At 65.4% G+C, this 16,751-nt stretch carries 14 protein-coding genes; 12 read left to right on the top strand and 2 right to left on the bottom strand.

The genetic code is table 11. The features are described 5' to 3' along the window. Positions 1 to 179 precede the first annotated feature (179 nt). On the top strand, positions 180 to 812 hold the full coding sequence (locus ACREB4_RS11420; protein WP_431588342.1) for an MBL fold metallo-hydrolase: 633 nt from the start codon (positions 180 to 182) through the stop codon (positions 810 to 812). Here ACREB4_RS11420 and ACREB4_RS11415 read toward each other — a convergent pair. Continuing rightward, positions 800 to 1,636 carry a M48 family metallopeptidase gene (locus tag ACREB4_RS11415; protein WP_431588341.1) on the bottom strand — a complete coding sequence of 279 codons (837 nt, stop codon included), beginning with the start codon at positions 1,634 to 1,636 and terminating at the stop codon, positions 800 to 802. The two genes, ACREB4_RS11420 and ACREB4_RS11415, sit on opposite strands and share 13 nt — an antisense overlap. A 34-nt stretch (positions 1,637 to 1,670) precedes the next feature. Beyond that, entirely contained in the window at positions 1,671 to 3,194 is a 1,524-nt protein-coding gene (locus ACREB4_RS11410) for an MFS transporter (RefSeq protein WP_431588340.1), read from the bottom strand. A gap of 153 nt (positions 3,195 to 3,347) precedes the next feature. On the opposite strand from ACREB4_RS11410, the gene ACREB4_RS11405 reads away from it, so the two are divergent. The 11 genes from ACREB4_RS11405 to tssH all read left to right on the top strand — a co-directional run bounded on the left by ACREB4_RS11405 (position 3,348) and on the right by tssH (position 16,719). After that, on the top strand, positions 3,348 to 5,102 hold the full coding sequence (locus ACREB4_RS11405; protein ID WP_431588339.1) for a methyl-accepting chemotaxis protein: 1,755 nt from the start codon (positions 3,348 to 3,350) through the stop codon (positions 5,100 to 5,102). A gap of 259 nt (positions 5,103 to 5,361) precedes the next feature. After that, the gene (gene tssA / locus ACREB4_RS11400) at positions 5,362 to 6,447 is read left to right on the top strand and encodes a type VI secretion system protein TssA (protein ID WP_431588338.1); all 1,086 of its coding nucleotides are present in this window, start codon (positions 5,362 to 5,364) and stop codon (positions 6,445 to 6,447) included. A gap of 52 nt (positions 6,448 to 6,499) precedes the next feature. Continuing rightward, positions 6,500 to 6,991, top strand: coding sequence for a type VI secretion system contractile sheath small subunit (tssB, locus tag ACREB4_RS11395; protein WP_431588337.1), 492 nt, complete (start codon positions 6,500 to 6,502; stop codon positions 6,989 to 6,991). 30 nt (positions 6,992 to 7,021) lie between these two features. After that, entirely contained in the window at positions 7,022 to 8,512 is a 1,491-nt protein-coding gene (gene tssC, locus ACREB4_RS11390; RefSeq protein WP_431588336.1) for a type VI secretion system contractile sheath large subunit, read from the top strand. A 65-nt stretch (positions 8,513 to 8,577) separates the two neighbouring features. Continuing rightward, entirely contained in the window at positions 8,578 to 9,063 is a 486-nt protein-coding gene (locus tag ACREB4_RS11385) for an Hcp family type VI secretion system effector (protein ID WP_431588335.1), read from the top strand. A gap of 96 nt (positions 9,064 to 9,159) precedes the next feature. Continuing rightward, positions 9,160 to 9,651, top strand: a complete 492-nt coding sequence (locus ACREB4_RS11380; RefSeq protein ID WP_431588334.1) for an Hcp family type VI secretion system effector — start codon at positions 9,160 to 9,162, stop codon at positions 9,649 to 9,651. Positions 9,652 to 9,662: 11 nt separating this feature from the next. Beyond that, entirely contained in the window at positions 9,663 to 10,499 is an 837-nt protein-coding gene (locus ACREB4_RS11375; protein ID WP_431588333.1) for a type VI secretion system accessory protein TagJ, read from the top strand. A gap of 7 nt (positions 10,500 to 10,506) precedes the next feature. Beyond that, on the top strand, positions 10,507 to 11,013 hold the full coding sequence (tssE, locus tag ACREB4_RS11370) for a type VI secretion system baseplate subunit TssE (protein WP_431588332.1): 507 nt from the start codon (positions 10,507 to 10,509) through the stop codon (positions 11,011 to 11,013). Between the two features lie 10 nt (positions 11,014 to 11,023). Continuing rightward, a complete protein-coding gene (gene tssF, locus ACREB4_RS11365) occupies positions 11,024 to 12,898 on the top strand; it encodes a type VI secretion system baseplate subunit TssF (protein ID WP_431588331.1) in 1,875 nt (624 codons plus the stop codon). Beyond that, positions 12,898 to 13,950: a type VI secretion system baseplate subunit TssG gene (tssG, locus tag ACREB4_RS11360; RefSeq protein WP_431588330.1), complete on the top strand. Its 1,053-nt coding sequence runs from the start codon at positions 12,898 to 12,900 to the stop codon at positions 13,948 to 13,950. Before tssF ends, tssG begins: the two co-directional genes overlap by 1 nt. Before the next feature lie 33 nt (positions 13,951 to 13,983). Then, the gene (gene tssH, locus ACREB4_RS11355) at positions 13,984 to 16,719 is read left to right on the top strand and encodes a type VI secretion system ATPase TssH (protein ID WP_431588329.1); all 2,736 of its coding nucleotides are present in this window, start codon (positions 13,984 to 13,986) and stop codon (positions 16,717 to 16,719) included. Positions 16,720 to 16,751: the final 32 nt, after the last annotated feature.

Here is a 16,751-nt window from a genome sequence, read left to right as displayed (position 1 = left end):
GTTCTGCCGCAAACTGGATCAAGGGGTCGCAGTGCAGTGCATGGTTGAGAGGTTCAAAAAGCCGTTTCACTTCAACGCGTTTTGAGACTATGTTCTGACACCAAGAACGAGCGTCGCGCATGCTTTTGAAACTATGTTTTGATTTTTGAGACTTTGTTATCCGCTTCATTCCAGACAAGATGTTCCACCGCCTCACCATCCCCGTCACTGCCTTTGAACAGAACTGCTCCCTGGTGTGGTGCGATGAAACCAACGACGCCGCCTTGATCGACCCCGGCGGCGACATCCCCAAGCTCATGGCCCCCATCAGGGCCCGCGGCCTGAACCTCAAGGCCCTGTGGCTCACCCACGCGCACATCGACCACGCGGGCGCCACCGGCACCCTGGCGCGCGAACACCAGCTGCCCATCGAGGGCCCTCATCCCGGTGACCAGTTCTGGATCGACGCCCTGCCCCAGCAATCAGACATGTTCGGCTTTCCGCAGGCCGAGCACTTCGCGCCCACGCGCTGGCTCGCCGATGGCGACACGGTTCAAATCGGCCATTGCACTTTGCAGTCGCTGCACTGCCCCGGCCACACGCCAGGGCACGTCGTGCTGTTCGAACCCACCACGCGCCACGTCTTCGTGGGCGATGTGCTGTTCGCAGGCGGCATTGGCCGCACCGACTTTCCGGGCGGCAACCATGCGCACCTGATCCACGCCATCAAGCACAAGCTGCTGCCACTGGGCGATGACGTCACTTTCACGCCTGGCCACGGCCCGGAAAGCACCCTGGGCGAAGAGCGCCGCTACAACCCTTACCTGGTCTGATCGAAGCGCTGCGCGGGCTTTTCGGCCCGCTGGTACAGCGGCATCACCTTGGGCAGGCTGGCCTGGATGTCCTGGATGCGGGTGCTGCTGGCCGGGTGGGTGGACAAGAACTGCGGCGGCGCGCCCTTGCTGGCCTCGGCCATCTTCTTCCACAGGGTCAGGCCGGAGCGCGGATCGTAGCCGGCACGCGCGGCCAGCTCCATGCCGACCAGGTCGCCCTCGGTTTCATCCTTGCGGCCAAAGCTCAAGGTGAGCAGATTGCGGCCCGCGTTCAGCACCATGTCGCCCGTGCGGCCTAGGCCCAGCAGGCTGGACAGCACGCTGGCGCCCAGGCCCGTGGCGGCCGATTTGCCCATCTGCTCGCGCGCATGTTCGCGCAGGGCGTGGGCCATTTCGTGGCCCATGATCATCGCCACCTCGTCGTCGGTCAGCTTCAACTGGTCGAGGATGCCCGTGTAGAAAGCGATCTTGCCGCCCGGCATGCAGAAGGCGTTGATCTCTTTCGACTGCAGCACATTGACTTCCCAACGCCATTGGGCTGCGCGCGGATTCCATTCCAGGGCGTGGGGAATCAAGCGACGGGCAATGGCCCGCACGCGAATCACCTGTGGGTGGTTGTCCGGCAGCAGGGCGTTCTGCGCCTTGGCCTGCGTGGCCAGTTGCACGTACTGCTGGGCCGCCAGTTGCTCCACCTGGTCCGCCGACACCAGGCGAGACAAGCCAGACTGCTTGCTCACCTCCACGCCTTCGCGCGCCTGCGCGGCCACACCACCCATCAGCAAGGACAGCAACACCGCCATCCGCAACACCCGACCAGATTTCATTCGCATTTCCATGGTTGCTCATTCACCTACAAGCTCAACGTTCGTCCGTGCGGTTCAGCATACGGCGCACCGACGGCAGCAGCAAATATGCCGGAAACGACAGCCAGAACGTCAGGAAGAAAAAGGCGGCATAGCCCATTTGCTCCACCCCCAGCCCGCCCGCCCAGCCCGACACCGCGCGCGAGAACGCGAAGATGGACGACAGGATGGCGTATTCGGTGGTGGCACGGTGCTTGTGGGTGATGCCCATCAAAAAAGCCATGAAGGCACCCGTGCCCAAGCCCCCCGTGAAGCTTTCCAGGCCGCTGGCCGCGTACACCACCATCTGGTACTGCGGATCGACCATGCCAGGCAAGGCGTGTGGCACATACCAGGCCGCTGCCGCGTAGCCCAGGTTCGACAAAGCCTGGGCCAATCCCAACACCCACAATCCTTTGAAAATGCCGGCGCGGTCCACGTACCAGCCCCCCACCAGGCCACCGGCGATCGACAGGCCCAGGCCCACGTTGACGCTGACCAGACCGATTTGCGCCGGCGTGAACCCCGCGTCCACCCAGAATGGCTTGACCATGAAGCCCATGGCCGCGTCGCCCAGCTTGAACAGCAGGATGAACAGCAGCACCGACAGCATGCCCGGCCGGGCCAGCAGGGTGACCCAGGCGCCGAACACCGGTCCGTCGGCCAGCACCTCGGCTTGCGGCGTGCGCGCGGCACGCACCATCAGGCCTGCGCCCGCGAACATCAGGCCCACGGGCACGGCGCCCTTGAACCACCAGGTGCCGGACACCGACTGGATCGCCGTCCAGCCCGCCGCCTTGGCGACCGGGCCCAACACGGGCCACAGCAAGCCCAGGATCACCAGGCCCAGCGCCAGCAACCACAGCGGCTGCTCTTTCACGACGGCCCACTCGCTGCCCGAAGCCTCCTTGGGCACGGCCACGCGTGGCGCCTGAGCTGGCGCGGCCAGCACTGCCATGGCATTGAACATCATCAAGGTGGCGCCCAGGGCGTAGGCCACGGGCCAGTTGGGTTGCCCATCCTGGCCAAACATGCCGGCCGCCACCAACAGGCCGCCGGCCGTCAGCATGCCCACCCGGTAAAAGCCGATGCGCAGGCCGTTGGCCACGCCGTACTGCTCTTTCGAGAGCTGCTCGATGGTGTAGCCGTCGGTGGCGATGTCATTCGTGGCCGACAGCACCGTGAAGGCCCCCAGCAGCACCCAAGGCCAGGTGGCGCCCTGGCCCAAGGCGTCCGGGTGAAACGCCAGCGCCACCAGCACCCCCGCCATGCCCAGGTTGGCCACCGACATCCAGACCCGGTGGTGGCGCCAGGCATCCACCAGCGGCGCCCAGAGGATTTTCACGGTCCAGGCCAGCTGCAAAAGGCTCAGCAGGCCGATTTCGGCCGGCCCCACCCCTGCCTGGCGCATGTGCACCGGGAACAGGTCGTAGAACAGCCCCAGCGGCAGCCCTTCCGAAAAATACAGCAGGGCCACCCAGAACATCAAACGGCGGTGGGTCGGCACGGCGGGCCGGTCGGTGGGGACAGAAATACTCATCCGTGGATTCTAGGGAGGGCTGAATGCACAGAATGCACGCACGCACACCCATATTTTCGGCTTTTACCACTTCAGCCTGGGCCGCAAGATGCCGATAGCGTCATGGATCACCCATGAGTTGCCCCTGTTAAGGGGGCATGCCCGGAGCCCACAATGAATTTTCGAACCAAGATCTGGATGTTGCCTTTGAGTGCGGGGGCCGTGTTCGTCGTCGGCGTTGCGCTGAGCTTCTTTGTCGGCGAGCAAACCTCGCGGGGGCTGACCCACCTCGAAGCCATCGACAGCCCGCACAGCGACTACGTGACGGCCGTGGACCGGAGCACCGAGCAAATCCGCCTCACCCTGCAGACGGCCGCCGCCGAAGGCGATCCCGACCGCATCAAGGACACCGACCCCATGGTGGCCAGCGCCCACGCCGCCCTCTCCGCCATGCAGAAGCTGGGTGGCAAGGAAGCCATGGCCAAAGAGCTGACCGCCGCCTACGACGCCTACCAAAACGCCGCCATCGGCGCCACGCGCGCCCTGCTGACCAAGGCCCCCCCAGGTGACCTGGTCGCGCAGATGCAGTCGTCGCAAACCGTGCTGACCAAGTTGCTGGACACGCGCAAGGCCCAGGCCAAGGCCGCCATCCTCACCGCGCAGACCGATGCCAAGAACGGCGTCAACACCGGCCTGTGGGTCTCGGCCATCACGGGTGCCATCGTGCTGACCGTGCTGGGCGTGGCCTCCGCCGCCATCGTCAAGTCCGTCTGGGGCGACCTGGGCGACGAACCCACCGTCCTGCGCAACCTGGTCAGCCGCATCGCCGAAGGCGACCTGGACCTGTCCATCCAGCCCAACCCCGGCGACAGCACTTCGCTGCGCGCTTCGGTCGTCAACATGACCACCCGCCTGCGCGACACCATCACCCTGATCCGCAACGCCACCGATTCGATCGCCACGGCTTCGCAAGAAATCGCCAGCGGCAACCTGGACTTGTCGAACCGCACCGAGAACACCGCCTCGAACCTGGAAAAGACCGCCAGCTCGATGGGCGAGTTGACCGGCACCGTGCGCCAGAGCGCCGACTCGGCCCGCCAGGCCAACCAGTTGGCCTCGGGCGCCGCCACCGCCGCCCAACGCGGCGAGGAGATCGTCTCGCAGGTCGTGTCCAACATGTCCGAGATCAACGTGGCCAGCCGCAAGATCACCGAGATCATCACCGTGATCGACGGCATCGCCTTCCAGACCAACATCCTGGCGCTGAACGCCGCGGTGGAAGCCGCCCGCGCTGGCGAACAAGGCCGCGGCTTCGCCGTGGTGGCTGGCGAAGTGCGTTCGCTGGCCCAGCGCAGCGCGCAGGCCGCCAAGGAAATCAAGACCCTGATCAATGCCTCGTCCGAGAAGGTCGATTCGGGTTCGAAACTGGTGCAGGACGCCGGCAACTCGATGACCGAGATCATGACCAGCGTGAACCGCGTGTCGGACATCATTGGCGAGATCAGCGCGGCTTCGACCGAGCAAAGCACCGGCATCGGCCAGGTCAACCAATCGATCACCGAACTTGACCAGATGACGCAGCAGAACGCCGCGCTGGTGGAAGAATCCGCCGCTGCCGCCGAAAGCCTGAAGGACCAGGCCGGCCGCCTGGCGCAAGCCGTGTCGGCCTTCAAGCTGGGCAGCCACAGTGGGAAGCCACCGTCCTTCGCCGCCCCCGTGAGCGCTCAGGCCGAAGCCAGCACAGTGATCGCCAAGGCCCAGACCACGGCCCGTCACACGCCAACGCCCAAAGCGGCACCCGCGGTGGCCAAGGCACCCGCCGCCCTGCCCAAGCCCGCAGCCACGCCCTTGGCCGCCCCCCCGGTGACCGCCAGCGCCAGCAAGGCCACCTCGGCACCACCGTCCGACAGCGACTGGGAAACCTTCTGAGCTGACAGAGCACTTTCCACCGAACCCTTTCAACGCCCCGCCACCGCTTAGCCGGTGGCGGGGCGTTGTCGTCTAGGTGTTACCTCTAGGCATGCCCCCCCTAGGTTACACATTGACGCAACCTTGGAGATGGGGCAAGAATCCCCCTTCCAATTGCGGACACGCGACAAATTCGAAGTCTTTTGAAAAGTTGCTCCAGCGCTGACTCCAATTCGTAGACACTCATGCTCCTCAGCAGTGAATTCAATAGGTTGACGAGATGAGTGAATCGGGAGACTTCCACCCATCCAGCACCGGCGAGCGCACCATCGTGGACGACTGGTTCGAGCCGCTGGCGGATGCCGAAGCCCCCTGTGGCCCGGATCTGGAATACGACAACAGCTTTCTTGAGCTGGCCCAGGCCGCCCAAGGCAAACCCGAAACCCAGTTCGCCCCCGCCGAGCCGCCCGATTGGCGTTCGGTCCACGACATCAGCCAGGCGCTCTTCGAGCGCACGCGCGACCTGCGCGTGGCCATGCACTGGGGCCGCGCCCACATCCAGATCAACGGTTTCCGCGCGGTGGCCGATGCCCTGCGCCTGCAGCTCGGCCTGCTCGACCGCTTCTGGGACACCCTGCACCCCCAACCCGATCCCGACGATGGCGACGCTTACGCCCGCCTGAACGTGCTGGCCCTGCTGAGCGAAGTTGAAGGCATGGTCGGCGACGTGCGCAATGCGCTGGTCATCCAGAACCGCTCGATTGGCGAGTTGCGCGTGCGCGACATCGAAATCGCACTGGGCAAGTACCCGCCGCGTGAGGGCGAAACGCCCATGACCCGGCACCAGGTCGAGCAGATGCTGGCCGCCGCGACCGCGCAGAATGCCGACCTGCCAGGTCAGGTCACCGATGCCCTGGCCCGCCTCAAATCCCTGAGCACCCTGCTGAACGACCACGTCGGCATCGAACGCGCGCCCGACGTGCGGCCGCTGCACGGCCTGCTGAGCCTCGTGAACCAGGTGATGCCCACCGCCGGTGCGGCCGACGAAGCCGGCGCCGAGGACGGCGCAGAAGAAGAAAGCACCACTGGCACAGGCGGCGGTGCCACGCGGACTGCTGGCGGCAAGGGCCTGAGCGGCGCCGTCGATTCGCGCGCCGACGCGCTCAAGGCGATCGACATGGTCTGCGACTACCTCGAACGCACCGAGCCCACCAACCCGGCCCAGTTGTTGCTGCGCCGTGCCCGCCGCCTGATCAACAAGAACTTCCTGCAGCTGATGCGGGAACTCGCCCCAGACGCCCTCAACGAGGTGGCCCGCATCATGGGCGTCGATCCTGAAAGCATCCAATCCGAAGACGCCGAATGACGGACTTCGGACGATATCAACCCTTCCCCATCCAGACTGACCGGAGGTGACCATGAGCAGCCAGAAATTCATTGCGCGCAACCGCGCGCCGCGCGTCCAGATCGAATACGACGTGGAACTCTACGGAGCCGAGAAGAAGGTGCAACTGCCCTTCGTGATGGGCGTGCTGGCCGACTTGTCGGGCAAGCCCGCGGACCCGCTGGCCCCCGTGGCCGACCGCAAGTTCCTGGAAATCGACGTCGACAACTTCGACTCGCGCATGAAGTCGATGAAGCCCCGCGTGGCTTTCCAGGTGCCCAACAGCCTGACCGGCGAAGGCAACATCAGCGTCGACCTGACGTTCGACAACATGGACGAGTTCTCGCCCGCCGCCGTCGCCAAGAAGGTCGATGCGCTGAGCAAACTGCTCGATGCGCGCCAGCAACTGGCCAACCTGGTCACCTACATGGACGGCAAGACCGGCGCCGAAGAACTGATCGCCAAGGTGCTGGCCGACCCCGCCCTGCTGGCCACCCTGGGCAGCTCGGAAAAGCCCGCCGAATAAACACGCCAGATACGCTACGCGGAGAACCTCATGGCAGAAACCCAACTGAACTCGGCCCTGGCCAGCGCCACGCTGGAAGGCAGCGACCTCGCGTCCCTGCTGCAAAAGGAATTCAAGCCCAAGACCGACGAGGCCAAGAGCGCCGTCGAGACGGCCATCCAGACCCTGGCCCAGCAGGCCTTGTCGCAGACCAAGCTGATCGGCAACGACGTCATCAAGTCCATCGAGGCCATGATCGCCGCGATCGACAAGAAGCTGTCGGACCAGATCAACCTGATCATGCACCACGAAGACTTCCAGAAGCTGGAAGGCGCCTGGCGCGGCCTGCACTACATGGTGAACAACACCGAGACCGACGAGCAGCTCAAGATCCGCGTGATGAACATCTCGAAGGCGGACCTGGGCAAGACGCTCAAGCGCTTCAAGGGCACCGCGTGGGACCAAAGCCCCATCTTCAAGCGCGTGTACGAAGAAGAGTACGGCCAGTTCGGTGGCGAGCCCTTCGGCTGCATGGTCGGCGACTACCACTTCGACCACAGCCCGCCCGATGTGGAACTGCTGGCCGAGATGGCCAAGGTCTGCGCCGCGTCGCACATGCCTTTCATCTCCGGCGCCTCGCCCACGACCATGCAGATGGAATCGTGGCAAGAGCTGGCCAACCCGCGTGACCTGACCAAGATCTTCTCGACGCCCGAGTACGCCGCCTGGCGTTCGCTGCGCGAGTCGGACGATGCCAAGTACATCGGCCTGGCCATGCCCCGCTTCCTGTCGCGCCTGCCTTACGGCTCGCGCACCAACCCGGTCGAAGAGTTCGACTTCGAGGAAGACACCGGCGCCGCCGACCACAACAAGTACACCTGGGCCAACGCCGCCTACGCGATGGCGACCAACATCAACCGCTCCTTCAAGGAGTTCGGCTGGTGTTCGCGCATCCGCGGCATCGAATCGGGTGGCGCGGTGCAGAACCTGCCCTCGCACACCTTCCCGACCGACGACGGCGGCGTGGACATGAAGTGCCCCACCGAAATCGCCATCGCCGACCGCCGCGAAGCGGAACTGGCCAAGGCCGGCTTCATGCCCCTGGTGCACAAGAAGAACAGCGACTTCGCCGCCTTCATCGGCGCGCAATCGCTGCAAAAGCCCGCCGAATACGACGACCCCGACGCTTCCGCCAACGCCAACCTGGCCGCGCGCCTGCCTTACCTGTTCGCCACCTGCCGCTTCGCCCATTACCTGAAGTGCATCGTGCGCGACAAGGTCGGCTCGTTCAAGGAACGCGACGACATGCAGCGTTGGCTGCAAGACTGGATCTTGCAGTACGTGGACGGGGACCCTGCGCACTCGTCCGAGTCGACCAAGGCCACCAAGCCACTGGCCGCCGCCGAAGTGATCGTCGAGGAAGTCGAAGGCAACCCCGGCTACTACACCTCCAAGTTCTTCCTGCGTCCGCACTATCAGCTCGAAGGGCTGACGGTTTCCCTGCGCCTGGTCTCGAAGCTGCCCTCCGCCAAGGCGGGCTGATCGGGTCGCGGGCCATTTTCCAGACGTTCATCCATTCAACACCACTTGCAATTTAGGAGCACACCATGGCTGTAGACATGTTCATCAAGATCGGCGACGTCAAAGGCGAGTCGCGCGACAAGACCCACGCGGGCCTCATCGACGTCCTGGCCTGGAGCTGGGGCCTGAGCAATTCCGGTTCGGCCCACACGGGCGGCGGCGCCGGTTCGGGCAAGGTCAACGTGCAGGACCTGTCCTTCACCAAGTACATCGACAAGTCGTCGACCAACCTGATCCTGGCCTGCTGCAAGGGCACCCACTACCCTGAAGCCACCCTGATCGTGCGCAAGGCCGGCGACAAGCCCCTTGAGTACCTCAAGATCACCCTGACCGAAGTGCTGATCACCTCGGTGAGCACGGGCGGCAGCGGCGGCGAAGACCGCCTGACGGAAAACGTCACGCTGAACTTCGCCAAGTTCAAGGTGGCCTACCAGCCCCAGGACAAGACCGGCGCCAAGGAAGGCGGCGAAGTGCTGGCCGTCTACAACATCGCCGAAAACAACGACGCCTGATCCCCGGGTCAAGCGCCGTTTTCTTGAAGGGCAAGGGGCTGGCCCCTTGCCCTTCAATGGTTTGAATCCATCGCACGCCATTGGCAGAGGTTCCTTATGTCCCTGGGTGACATGTTTTTCAAGGTCGATGGCAGCCGCTCCGGCGCGGTCAAGGGCGAAGCCAACGACACCGCCCATGCTGGCGAGATCGACATCCTCGACTGGTCCTGGGGCATGCGTTCACCCTCGGCCATGGGTGGTGGCGGCGCGGCCGGCAAGACAGCGCTCGATGCGCTGAACATCACCAAGCGCGTGGACAGTGCCTCGACGGCCCTCATGTCCGTCATGCGCAACAACGAACTCATCAAGAAAGGCGTGCTCACCGTTCGCAAGTCCGGCAGCAAGCCCGTCGAGTATTTCATCGTGACGATCGAGAACGCGCGCATCACGTCCTACGACGTGGCCACCGTGGCCGGCGTGCCGCATCAACTGGCCGAGAAGCTCAGCTTCAGCTTCCAGAAGATCTCGGTCGACTACTACCCTCAGGACGGCTCGGGCTCACGCAAGGGCGGCTCCAACTTCTCCACTGACGTGGGCACTAACACCTGACCGGGTTCGACATGAACGCAACCTCTTCCGCACTTTCGGCCCCCGAAGACAGCCTGCGCGCTGGTGACCCGCAGCAGGCGCTCAAACAACTGCAGGACCTGATCCGCGGCAAGCCGGGCGACGCCAAGCTGCGCGTCTTCCTGTTCCAGTTGCTGTGCGTGCTGGGCCAGTGGGAACGCGCGCTCAACCAGCTGAACGTGGCCACCGAACTGGATGCCTCGACGCTGGCCATGGCACAGACCTACCGCGAAGCCATCAAGTGCGAGCTCTTGCGTGCCGAAGTGTTCAAGGGCGCCAAAGTGCCCATGATCTTTGGCCAGCCCGAACCCTGGCTGGCCCTGCTGATCGAGGCCCTGCTGCGCGAAGGCAAGGGCGAAGCCGGCGCGGCCAAGACCTTGCGCGACCAGGCCTTCGAACAGGCGCCTGCCGTCAGCGGCGCCGTGGGTGAGGGTGATGACGCCCAGGCTTTCGAATGGATCGCCGATGCCGACATGCGACTGGGCCCGGTCATCGAGGCCGTCATCAACGGCAAGTACTACTGGGTGCCTTTCGCGCGCCTGAGCGTGCTCACCATCGACCCGCCCGAAGACCTGCGCGACGCCGTGTGGATGCCCGCGCACTTCGTCTTCGAGAACGGCGGCGAATCGGTGGGCCTGATCCCCACGCGCTACGCCGGCTCCGAAAGCAGCGCCGATGGGCTCATCGCCCTGTCGCGCAAGACCGACTGGGTCGAGCCCGTGCCGGGTTTCTACACCGGCCTGGGCCAACGCCTGTTCACGACGGAAGGCGGCGATCTGCCCTTGATGGACCTGCGCACCATCACCTTCAACGCCCCGCCCGCAGAGTGACGCCCACATGGCCGAGCTGACCCCTCAGGAACGCCTGCAGCCGGCCTTGCTGGACCGGTTGATGGACGACAACCCGGACGTGCAGGTCGAGTCGCGCGAGATGCGCGTCATGTCGCGCAACCGCATGCGCGAGGCCGTGCTCCGCGACCTGGCCTGGCTGTTCAACAGCACCCAGCTGTCGGGCGACCACAACTGGGCCGCGCACCCCCATGTGCAGCGCTCGGTCGTCAACTTCGGCCTGCCGACCCTGTCGGGCGAAACCGCGTCCACGCTGGACGTCATCGACCTGGAGGCCCAGGTGCGCCAGGCCTTGCTGAGTTTCGAGCCACGCATCATGGCCTCCACCCTGAAGGTCAGCGCCCTGATGGACGAGATGACGATGGACCACCACAACGTCATCAGCTTCCGCATCACCTGCAACCTGTGGGCGCAGCCGGTGCCTTTCGAGCTGATGCTGCGCACCGAGGTCGACCTCGAATCCGGTCAGGTCGAGATCAAAGAATTGGCAAGGTAAGAGACAAGTCATGGACCCGCGACTGCTGCGCTATTACAACCAGGAACTGCAGCATCTGCGCGAGATGGGGGCCGAGTTCGCCCAACAGTTTCCCAAGATCGCCGGCCGCCTGGGCATCGATGGCATCGAGGTCAACGACCCCTATGTCGAGCGCCTGCTGGAAGGCTTCGCCTTTTTGACGTCGCGCGTGCAGCTCAAGCTGGACGCCGAGTTCCCAAGGTTCACGCAGCGCCTGCTGGAGATCGTGCACCCGCACTTCCTGGCGCCGACGCCGGCCATGCTGATCGCGCAACTGCAACCCGACCTGGGCGACAGCAACCTGGCGCGCGGCGTGGTGGTGCCACGTGGCAGCCCGATGCGTGGCAGCCAGGTCGCCAAGGACGAGACCCCCTGCCAGTTCCGCACCGCACACGACGTCACCCTGTGGCCGCTGGAGATCACCGCCGTCGAATACTTCAGCTACGCCGCCGACCTGCCCCTGTCCACCTTGTCGGTCGGCCGTAAAGTGAAGGGCGGTCTGCGCCTGAAGCTGCGCACCACGGCCGGCGTCAATTTCAGCCAGTTGGCCTTGAACGACCTGCGCCTGCACTTCAGTGGCAGCGACGACATCGCCTACAAGCTGCACGAGCGCGTGCTGGGCAGCACCATCGGCGCCTTGGTCATGCCCGGCGGCAAGGGCAGCACGTCGCACACCTTCTTGCCGGCCAGCGCCGTGCAGCCCGTGGGCTTCGAGGACGAACACGCGCTGCTGCCCTTGAGCCTGCGCGGCTTCTCGGGCTACCGCCTGCTGCAAGAGTACTTCGCCTTCCCGCAGCGCTTTCTGTTCTTCGACCTGAAGGGCATGGGCGATGCTCTCCGCGCGCAGGGCGGGACCGACGCCGAGATCGTGCTGCTGTTCGACCGCGCCGATGCCTCGCTCGAGAGCGTGGTCGATGCCAGCAACCTGGCCCTGAACTGCACCCCGGCCATCAACCTCTTCGAACGCCGCTGCGACCGCATCCACGTCACGCCCACGCAGAACGACTACCACGTGCTGGTCGACCGCACCCGGCCGATGGATTTCGAGGTCTACGACCTGCAAGAGGTGAACGGCTATGGCGTGGGCGTGGACAGCGAGCGCCGCTTCCTGCCCTTCTACGCGGCCTTCCACACCGAAGACCGCCAGCACAACGCCTACTACTCGATCCAACGCGAGCCCCGGCTGCTCTCGACCACGCAAAAGCGCCATGGTGCACGCTCATCCTACGTGGGGACCGAGCTCTACATCTCGCTGGTCGACCCACGCGAAGCGCCCTACCCCGGCGACCTGCGCCAACTGGGCTTGAGCGCCTTGTGCACCAACCGCGACCTGCCCTTGCTGATGCCGGTGGGCCTGGGCCAGAGCGACCTGACCCTGGACGACTCGGCGCCCGTCAAGGCCATCCGGGTCCTCAAGGGCCCGTCCAAGCCGCTGTCGGCCTTGCGTGAAGGCGGCATCGCCTGGAAGTTCGTCAACCAGCTGTCGCTGAACTACCTGTCGCTGCTGGACACCGACGCGCACCAGGGTGCCGCCGCCCTGCGTGAGCTGCTCACCCTGTACGCCGACAACGGCGATGGCGGCATGCTCAAGCAGATCGAAGGCCTGCGCTCGGTCAGCACCCACGCCATCGTGCGGCGCCTGCCCATGCCCGGTCCCATCACCTTCGGGCGCGGCCTGGCCATCGACCTCGAGGTGGACGAGATGGCCTTCCAGGGCCTGAGCGCCTTCCTGTTCGGCTCGGTGCTGGAGAACTTCTTCGCGCGCCATGTGTCGATCAACGCCTTCACCGAAACCACGCTGCGCTCGCAATCGCGCGGCGACATCAAGCGATGGGTGCCACGGGTCGGCACCAGGGCGACGATCTGATGACACAGACCACGCCCTCCGGTGATCCCTTCGCGGCCCTGGCCGCGGAGCCCTACCGCTACGACTTCTTCCAGGCCTTGCGCTGGATCGAGGCCGCGCACCCCGACAAACCTCGCCTGGGCACGGCCCGCAAGCCTGCCGACGAGCCCTTGCGCCTGGGCCAGACCGCCGACCTGAGCTTTGCGCCCAGCACCCTCTCCGCCTTCAAGTACGGCGTGAACGGTGCCGTGCCACGCCTGGAGGTGCGTTTCTTCGGCCTGTTCGGCCCCAACGGCCCCTTGCCGCTGCACCTGACCGAGCACGCCCGCGAACGCATCCTGCACCACGGCGACCACACCTTCTCGCGCTTCGCCGACCTGTTCCACCACCGCCTGCTGCTGCTGTTCTACCGCGCCTGGGCACAGGCCCAACCCACCGTCAGCCTGGACCGGCCGGACAAGGACCGCTTCGCCGACTACGTGGGCTCGCTGATCGGCACCGGCAGCCCGGCCTGGCGCCAGCGCGACGCGGCGCCCGACCACATCAAGCTGTTCTTCGCCGGCCACCTGTCGCGGCAGGTGCGCAACGCCGAAGGGCTCGAATCGCTGCTCAGCGGCTACCTGCGCCAACCCGTGCGCATCGAAACCTTCGTCGGCCACTGGATGTCGCTGCCCGTCAGCGAACGCACGCGCATGGAGCGCGGCGGCAGCATCAGCTCGCAACTCGGCTTGGGCGCGGTGCTGGGCGGCAAGGTCTGGGACCGGCAGCACAAATTCCGCATCCACATCGGGCCCTTGAGCCTCGACCAATACGAAGCCTTCCTGCCCGACGGCCCGGCCATGGCCGGTGTCACGGCCCTGGTCCGCCAGTACTTCAACATGGAGCTGGACTGGGAAGTGCGCCTGCACCTGCGCCGCGACAACGTGCCTGCCGCCCGCCCCGGCGTCTACGGCCGGCTGGGCTGGACCAGCTGGGCCGGCAAGCGTGCCCGCGCCGGCCACGCCGACTCGCTCACCCTGCACCCCGAATCCTGGCGACGCCCCTCCAAGGGCGCTCGCGCCACCCCCGTTTAACCGCTCAAACACACAGACTGAAAGGATCCCACCATGGGAGAAATCAACCGCGTCACCTTGTTCGGCAAGCTCAACAGCACCGGCTACAAGGCCGTCGAAGGCGCCACCGTGTTCTGCAAGCTGCGGGGCAATCCTTATGTCGAGCTGGAGCACTGGGTCGCGCAGATCGTGCAGAACCCCGACAGCGACTGGCACCGCATCATCAAGCATTACGGCCTGGACACCTCGGTGCTGGCCAAGGACATCACCACGGCACTGGACCGCCTGCCGCGCGGCGCCACCGCCATCTCCGACCTGTCGGACAACATCAGCCAGGCCGTCGAGCGCGGCTGGGTGTATGGCTCGCTGATGTTCGGCGACAGCGCCGTGCGCACGGGCTACCTGCTGCTGGGCATGCTCAAGACCAGCTTCTTGCGCAACGCGCTGTTCGCCATCTCGCGCCAGTTCGAAAAGGTCAAGCCCGATGACCTGAGCGAGAACCTGCAAAAGATCATCGAAGGTTCGCCCGAAGACGGCCTGGGCGCCAGCGATGGCTCCGGCATTGGCGGCGCGCCGGGTGAAGCCAGCGGCGCCCTGGCCCCCGCGCAAATGGGCAAGCAAGAGGCCCTGAAGAAGTTCACGGTGGACCTGACCGAGCAAGCGCGCAGCGGCAAGATGGACCCCATCGTGGGCCGCGACGACGAGATCCGCCAAGTGGTCGACATCCTGATGCGCCGCCGCCAGAACAACCCCATCCTGGTGGGCGAGGCCGGGGTCGGCAAGACCGCCGTGGTCGAAGGCTTCGCACAACGCATCGCGCGCGGCGACGTGCCGCCTTCGCTGAAGGACGTGGAACTGCGTTCGCTCGATGTGGGCCTGCTGCAAGCCGGCGCCAGCATGAAGGGCGAGTTCGAGCAACGCCTGCGCGCCGTGATCGACGAAGTGCAGGCCAGCCCCAAGCCCATCATCCTGTTCGTGGATGAAACCCACACCCTGGTCGGTGCCGGCGGTGCCGCTGGCACGGGCGATGCCGCCAACCTGCTGAAACCCGCCCTGGCGCGCGGCACCTTGCGCACCATCGGCGCGACCACGTTTGCCGAGTACAAGAAGCACATCGAGAAGGACCCCGCGCTGACCCGCCGCTTCCAGACCGTGACGGTCGACGAGCCCACGGAAGAGCGCGCGATTTTGATGATGCGCGGCGTGGCCTCGACCATGGAAAAGCACCACAAGGTGCAGATCCTGGACGAAGCACTGGAAGCCGCCGTCAAGCTCTCGCACCGCTACATCCCCGCGCGCCAGTTGCCCGACAAATCCGTCAGCCTGCTGGACACCGCCTGCGCCCGCGTGGCCGTGAGCCTGCACGCCACGCCCGCTGAAGTGGACGACTGCCGCAAGCGCATCGAGGCCCTGGAAACCGAGCTGGGCATCATCGCCCGCGAGAAGGCCATCGGCATCGACATCGGCAAGCGCGAAACCGACGCCACCGAATTCCTGGCCGCCGAGCGCACGCGCCTGGCCGGCCTCGAAGAGCGCTGGAACAGCGAACGCGCTTTGGTCGATGAGTTGCTGGCCCTGCGCGCCAAGCTGCGCGCCGGCATCCGCCCGGTCGAAGGCACGGGCAGCCCGCTGGAGGCCGCGGCCGAAGCCGTGGCGGCCGTGGAAGCGCCGGTGCAAAGCGCCGAGCAAGCCGAAGCCGAGCGCACCGCCCTGCTGGCCCAGCTGAAAGAAGTGCAGGACAAGCTGACCACGCTGCAAGGCGAGACCCCGCTGATCCTGCCCACGGTCGACTACCAGGCCGTGGCCGCCGTGGTCGGCGACTGGACCGGCATCCCCGTCGGCCGCATGGCCCGCAACGAGATCGAAACGATCCTGAAGGTGTCCTCGCTGCTGGCCCAACGCGTGATCGGCCAAGACCACGCGATGGAGATGATCGCCAAGCGCATTCAAACGTCGCGCGCCGGCCTGGACAACCCCAGCAAGCCCATCGGCGTGTTCATGCTGGCCGGCACCTCGGGCGTCGGCAAGACCGAAACCGCGTTGGCCCTGGCCGAAGCCCTGTATGGCGGTGAGCAGAACATCATCACCATCAACATGAGCGAATACCAAGAGGCCCACACCGTGAGCACGCTGAAGGGCGCGCCTCCCGGCTACGTGGGCTATGGCGAAGGCGGCGTGCTGACCGAAGCCGTGCGCCGCAAGCCCTACAGCGTGGTGTTGCTCGATGAGGTCGAGAAGGCCCACCCCGATGTGCACGAGATGTTCTTCCAGGTGTTTGACAAGGGCTTCATGGAAGACGGCGAAGGCCGCTTCATCGACTTCAAGAACACCCTGATCCTGCTGACGACCAACGCCGGCACCGATTTGATCGCCGGCCTGTGCAAGGACCCGGACCTGATGCCCGACCCCGAAGGCATGGCCAAGGCCTTGCGCGAGCCGCTGCTCAAGATCTTCCCGCCCGCGCTGCTGGGCCGCCTGGTCGCGATCCCCTACTACCCGCTGTCCGACGCCATGCTGGGCGAGATCGTCAAGCTGCAGCTCAAGCGCATCAAGAAGCGCGTCGAGGCCCGCTACAAGATCCCCTTCAACTTCACCGAAGACGTGATCAAGCTGGTCGTGTCGCGCTGCACCGAGGGCGAATCGGGCGGCCGCATGATCGACGCGATCCTGACCAACACCATGCTGCCGGATGTCTCGCGCGAGTTCCTCACGCGGATGATGGAAGGCCAGGAGATCAAGGGCGTGAGCGTTGGCGTGACCAACGGCGAGTTTTCCTACGACTTCAACTGAAGTCCAAGCAACTCAACAAACACAGGAGAGTG

Source organism: Aquabacterium sp., assembly GCF_050725395.1.
Taxonomy (GTDB): Bacteria; Pseudomonadota; Gammaproteobacteria; order Burkholderiales; family Burkholderiaceae_C; genus Aquabacterium.
Note: the sequence above shows the minus strand (reverse complement) of the source record. Positions and strands in the feature narration are given on the sequence as shown.

Excerpts from the sequence above, each read along its gene's own strand:
- tssF (WP_431588331.1), top strand. The coding sequence starts at position 11,024 with ATGGACCCGCGACTGCTGCGCTATTACAACCAGGAACTGCAGCATCTG.
- ACREB4_RS11405 (WP_431588339.1), top strand. The coding sequence starts at position 3,348 with ATGAATTTTCGAACCAAGATCTGGATGTTGCCTTTGAGTGCGGGGGCC.
- ACREB4_RS11375 (WP_431588333.1), top strand. The coding sequence starts at position 9,663 with ATGAACGCAACCTCTTCCGCACTTTCGGCCCCCGAAGACAGCCTGCGC.
- tssC (WP_431588336.1), top strand. The coding sequence starts at position 7,022 with ATGGCAGAAACCCAACTGAACTCGGCCCTGGCCAGCGCCACGCTGGAA.
- ACREB4_RS11410 (WP_431588340.1), bottom strand. The coding sequence starts at position 3,194 with ATGAGTATTTCTGTCCCCACCGACCGGCCCGCCGTGCCGACCCACCGC.
- tssG (WP_431588330.1), top strand. The coding sequence starts at position 12,898 with ATGACACAGACCACGCCCTCCGGTGATCCCTTCGCGGCCCTGGCCGCG.
- tssH (WP_431588329.1), top strand. The coding sequence starts at position 13,984 with ATGGGAGAAATCAACCGCGTCACCTTGTTCGGCAAGCTCAACAGCACC.
- tssB (WP_431588337.1), top strand. The coding sequence starts at position 6,500 with ATGAGCAGCCAGAAATTCATTGCGCGCAACCGCGCGCCGCGCGTCCAG.
- tssA (WP_431588338.1), top strand. The coding sequence starts at position 5,362 with ATGAGTGAATCGGGAGACTTCCACCCATCCAGCACCGGCGAGCGCACC.
- tssE (WP_431588332.1), top strand. The coding sequence starts at position 10,507 with ATGGCCGAGCTGACCCCTCAGGAACGCCTGCAGCCGGCCTTGCTGGAC.
- ACREB4_RS11380 (WP_431588334.1), top strand. The coding sequence starts at position 9,160 with ATGTCCCTGGGTGACATGTTTTTCAAGGTCGATGGCAGCCGCTCCGGC.
- ACREB4_RS11420 (WP_431588342.1), top strand. The coding sequence starts at position 180 with ATGTTCCACCGCCTCACCATCCCCGTCACTGCCTTTGAACAGAACTGC.
- ACREB4_RS11415 (WP_431588341.1), bottom strand. The coding sequence starts at position 1,636 with ATGAAATCTGGTCGGGTGTTGCGGATGGCGGTGTTGCTGTCCTTGCTG.
- ACREB4_RS11385 (WP_431588335.1), top strand. The coding sequence starts at position 8,578 with ATGGCTGTAGACATGTTCATCAAGATCGGCGACGTCAAAGGCGAGTCG.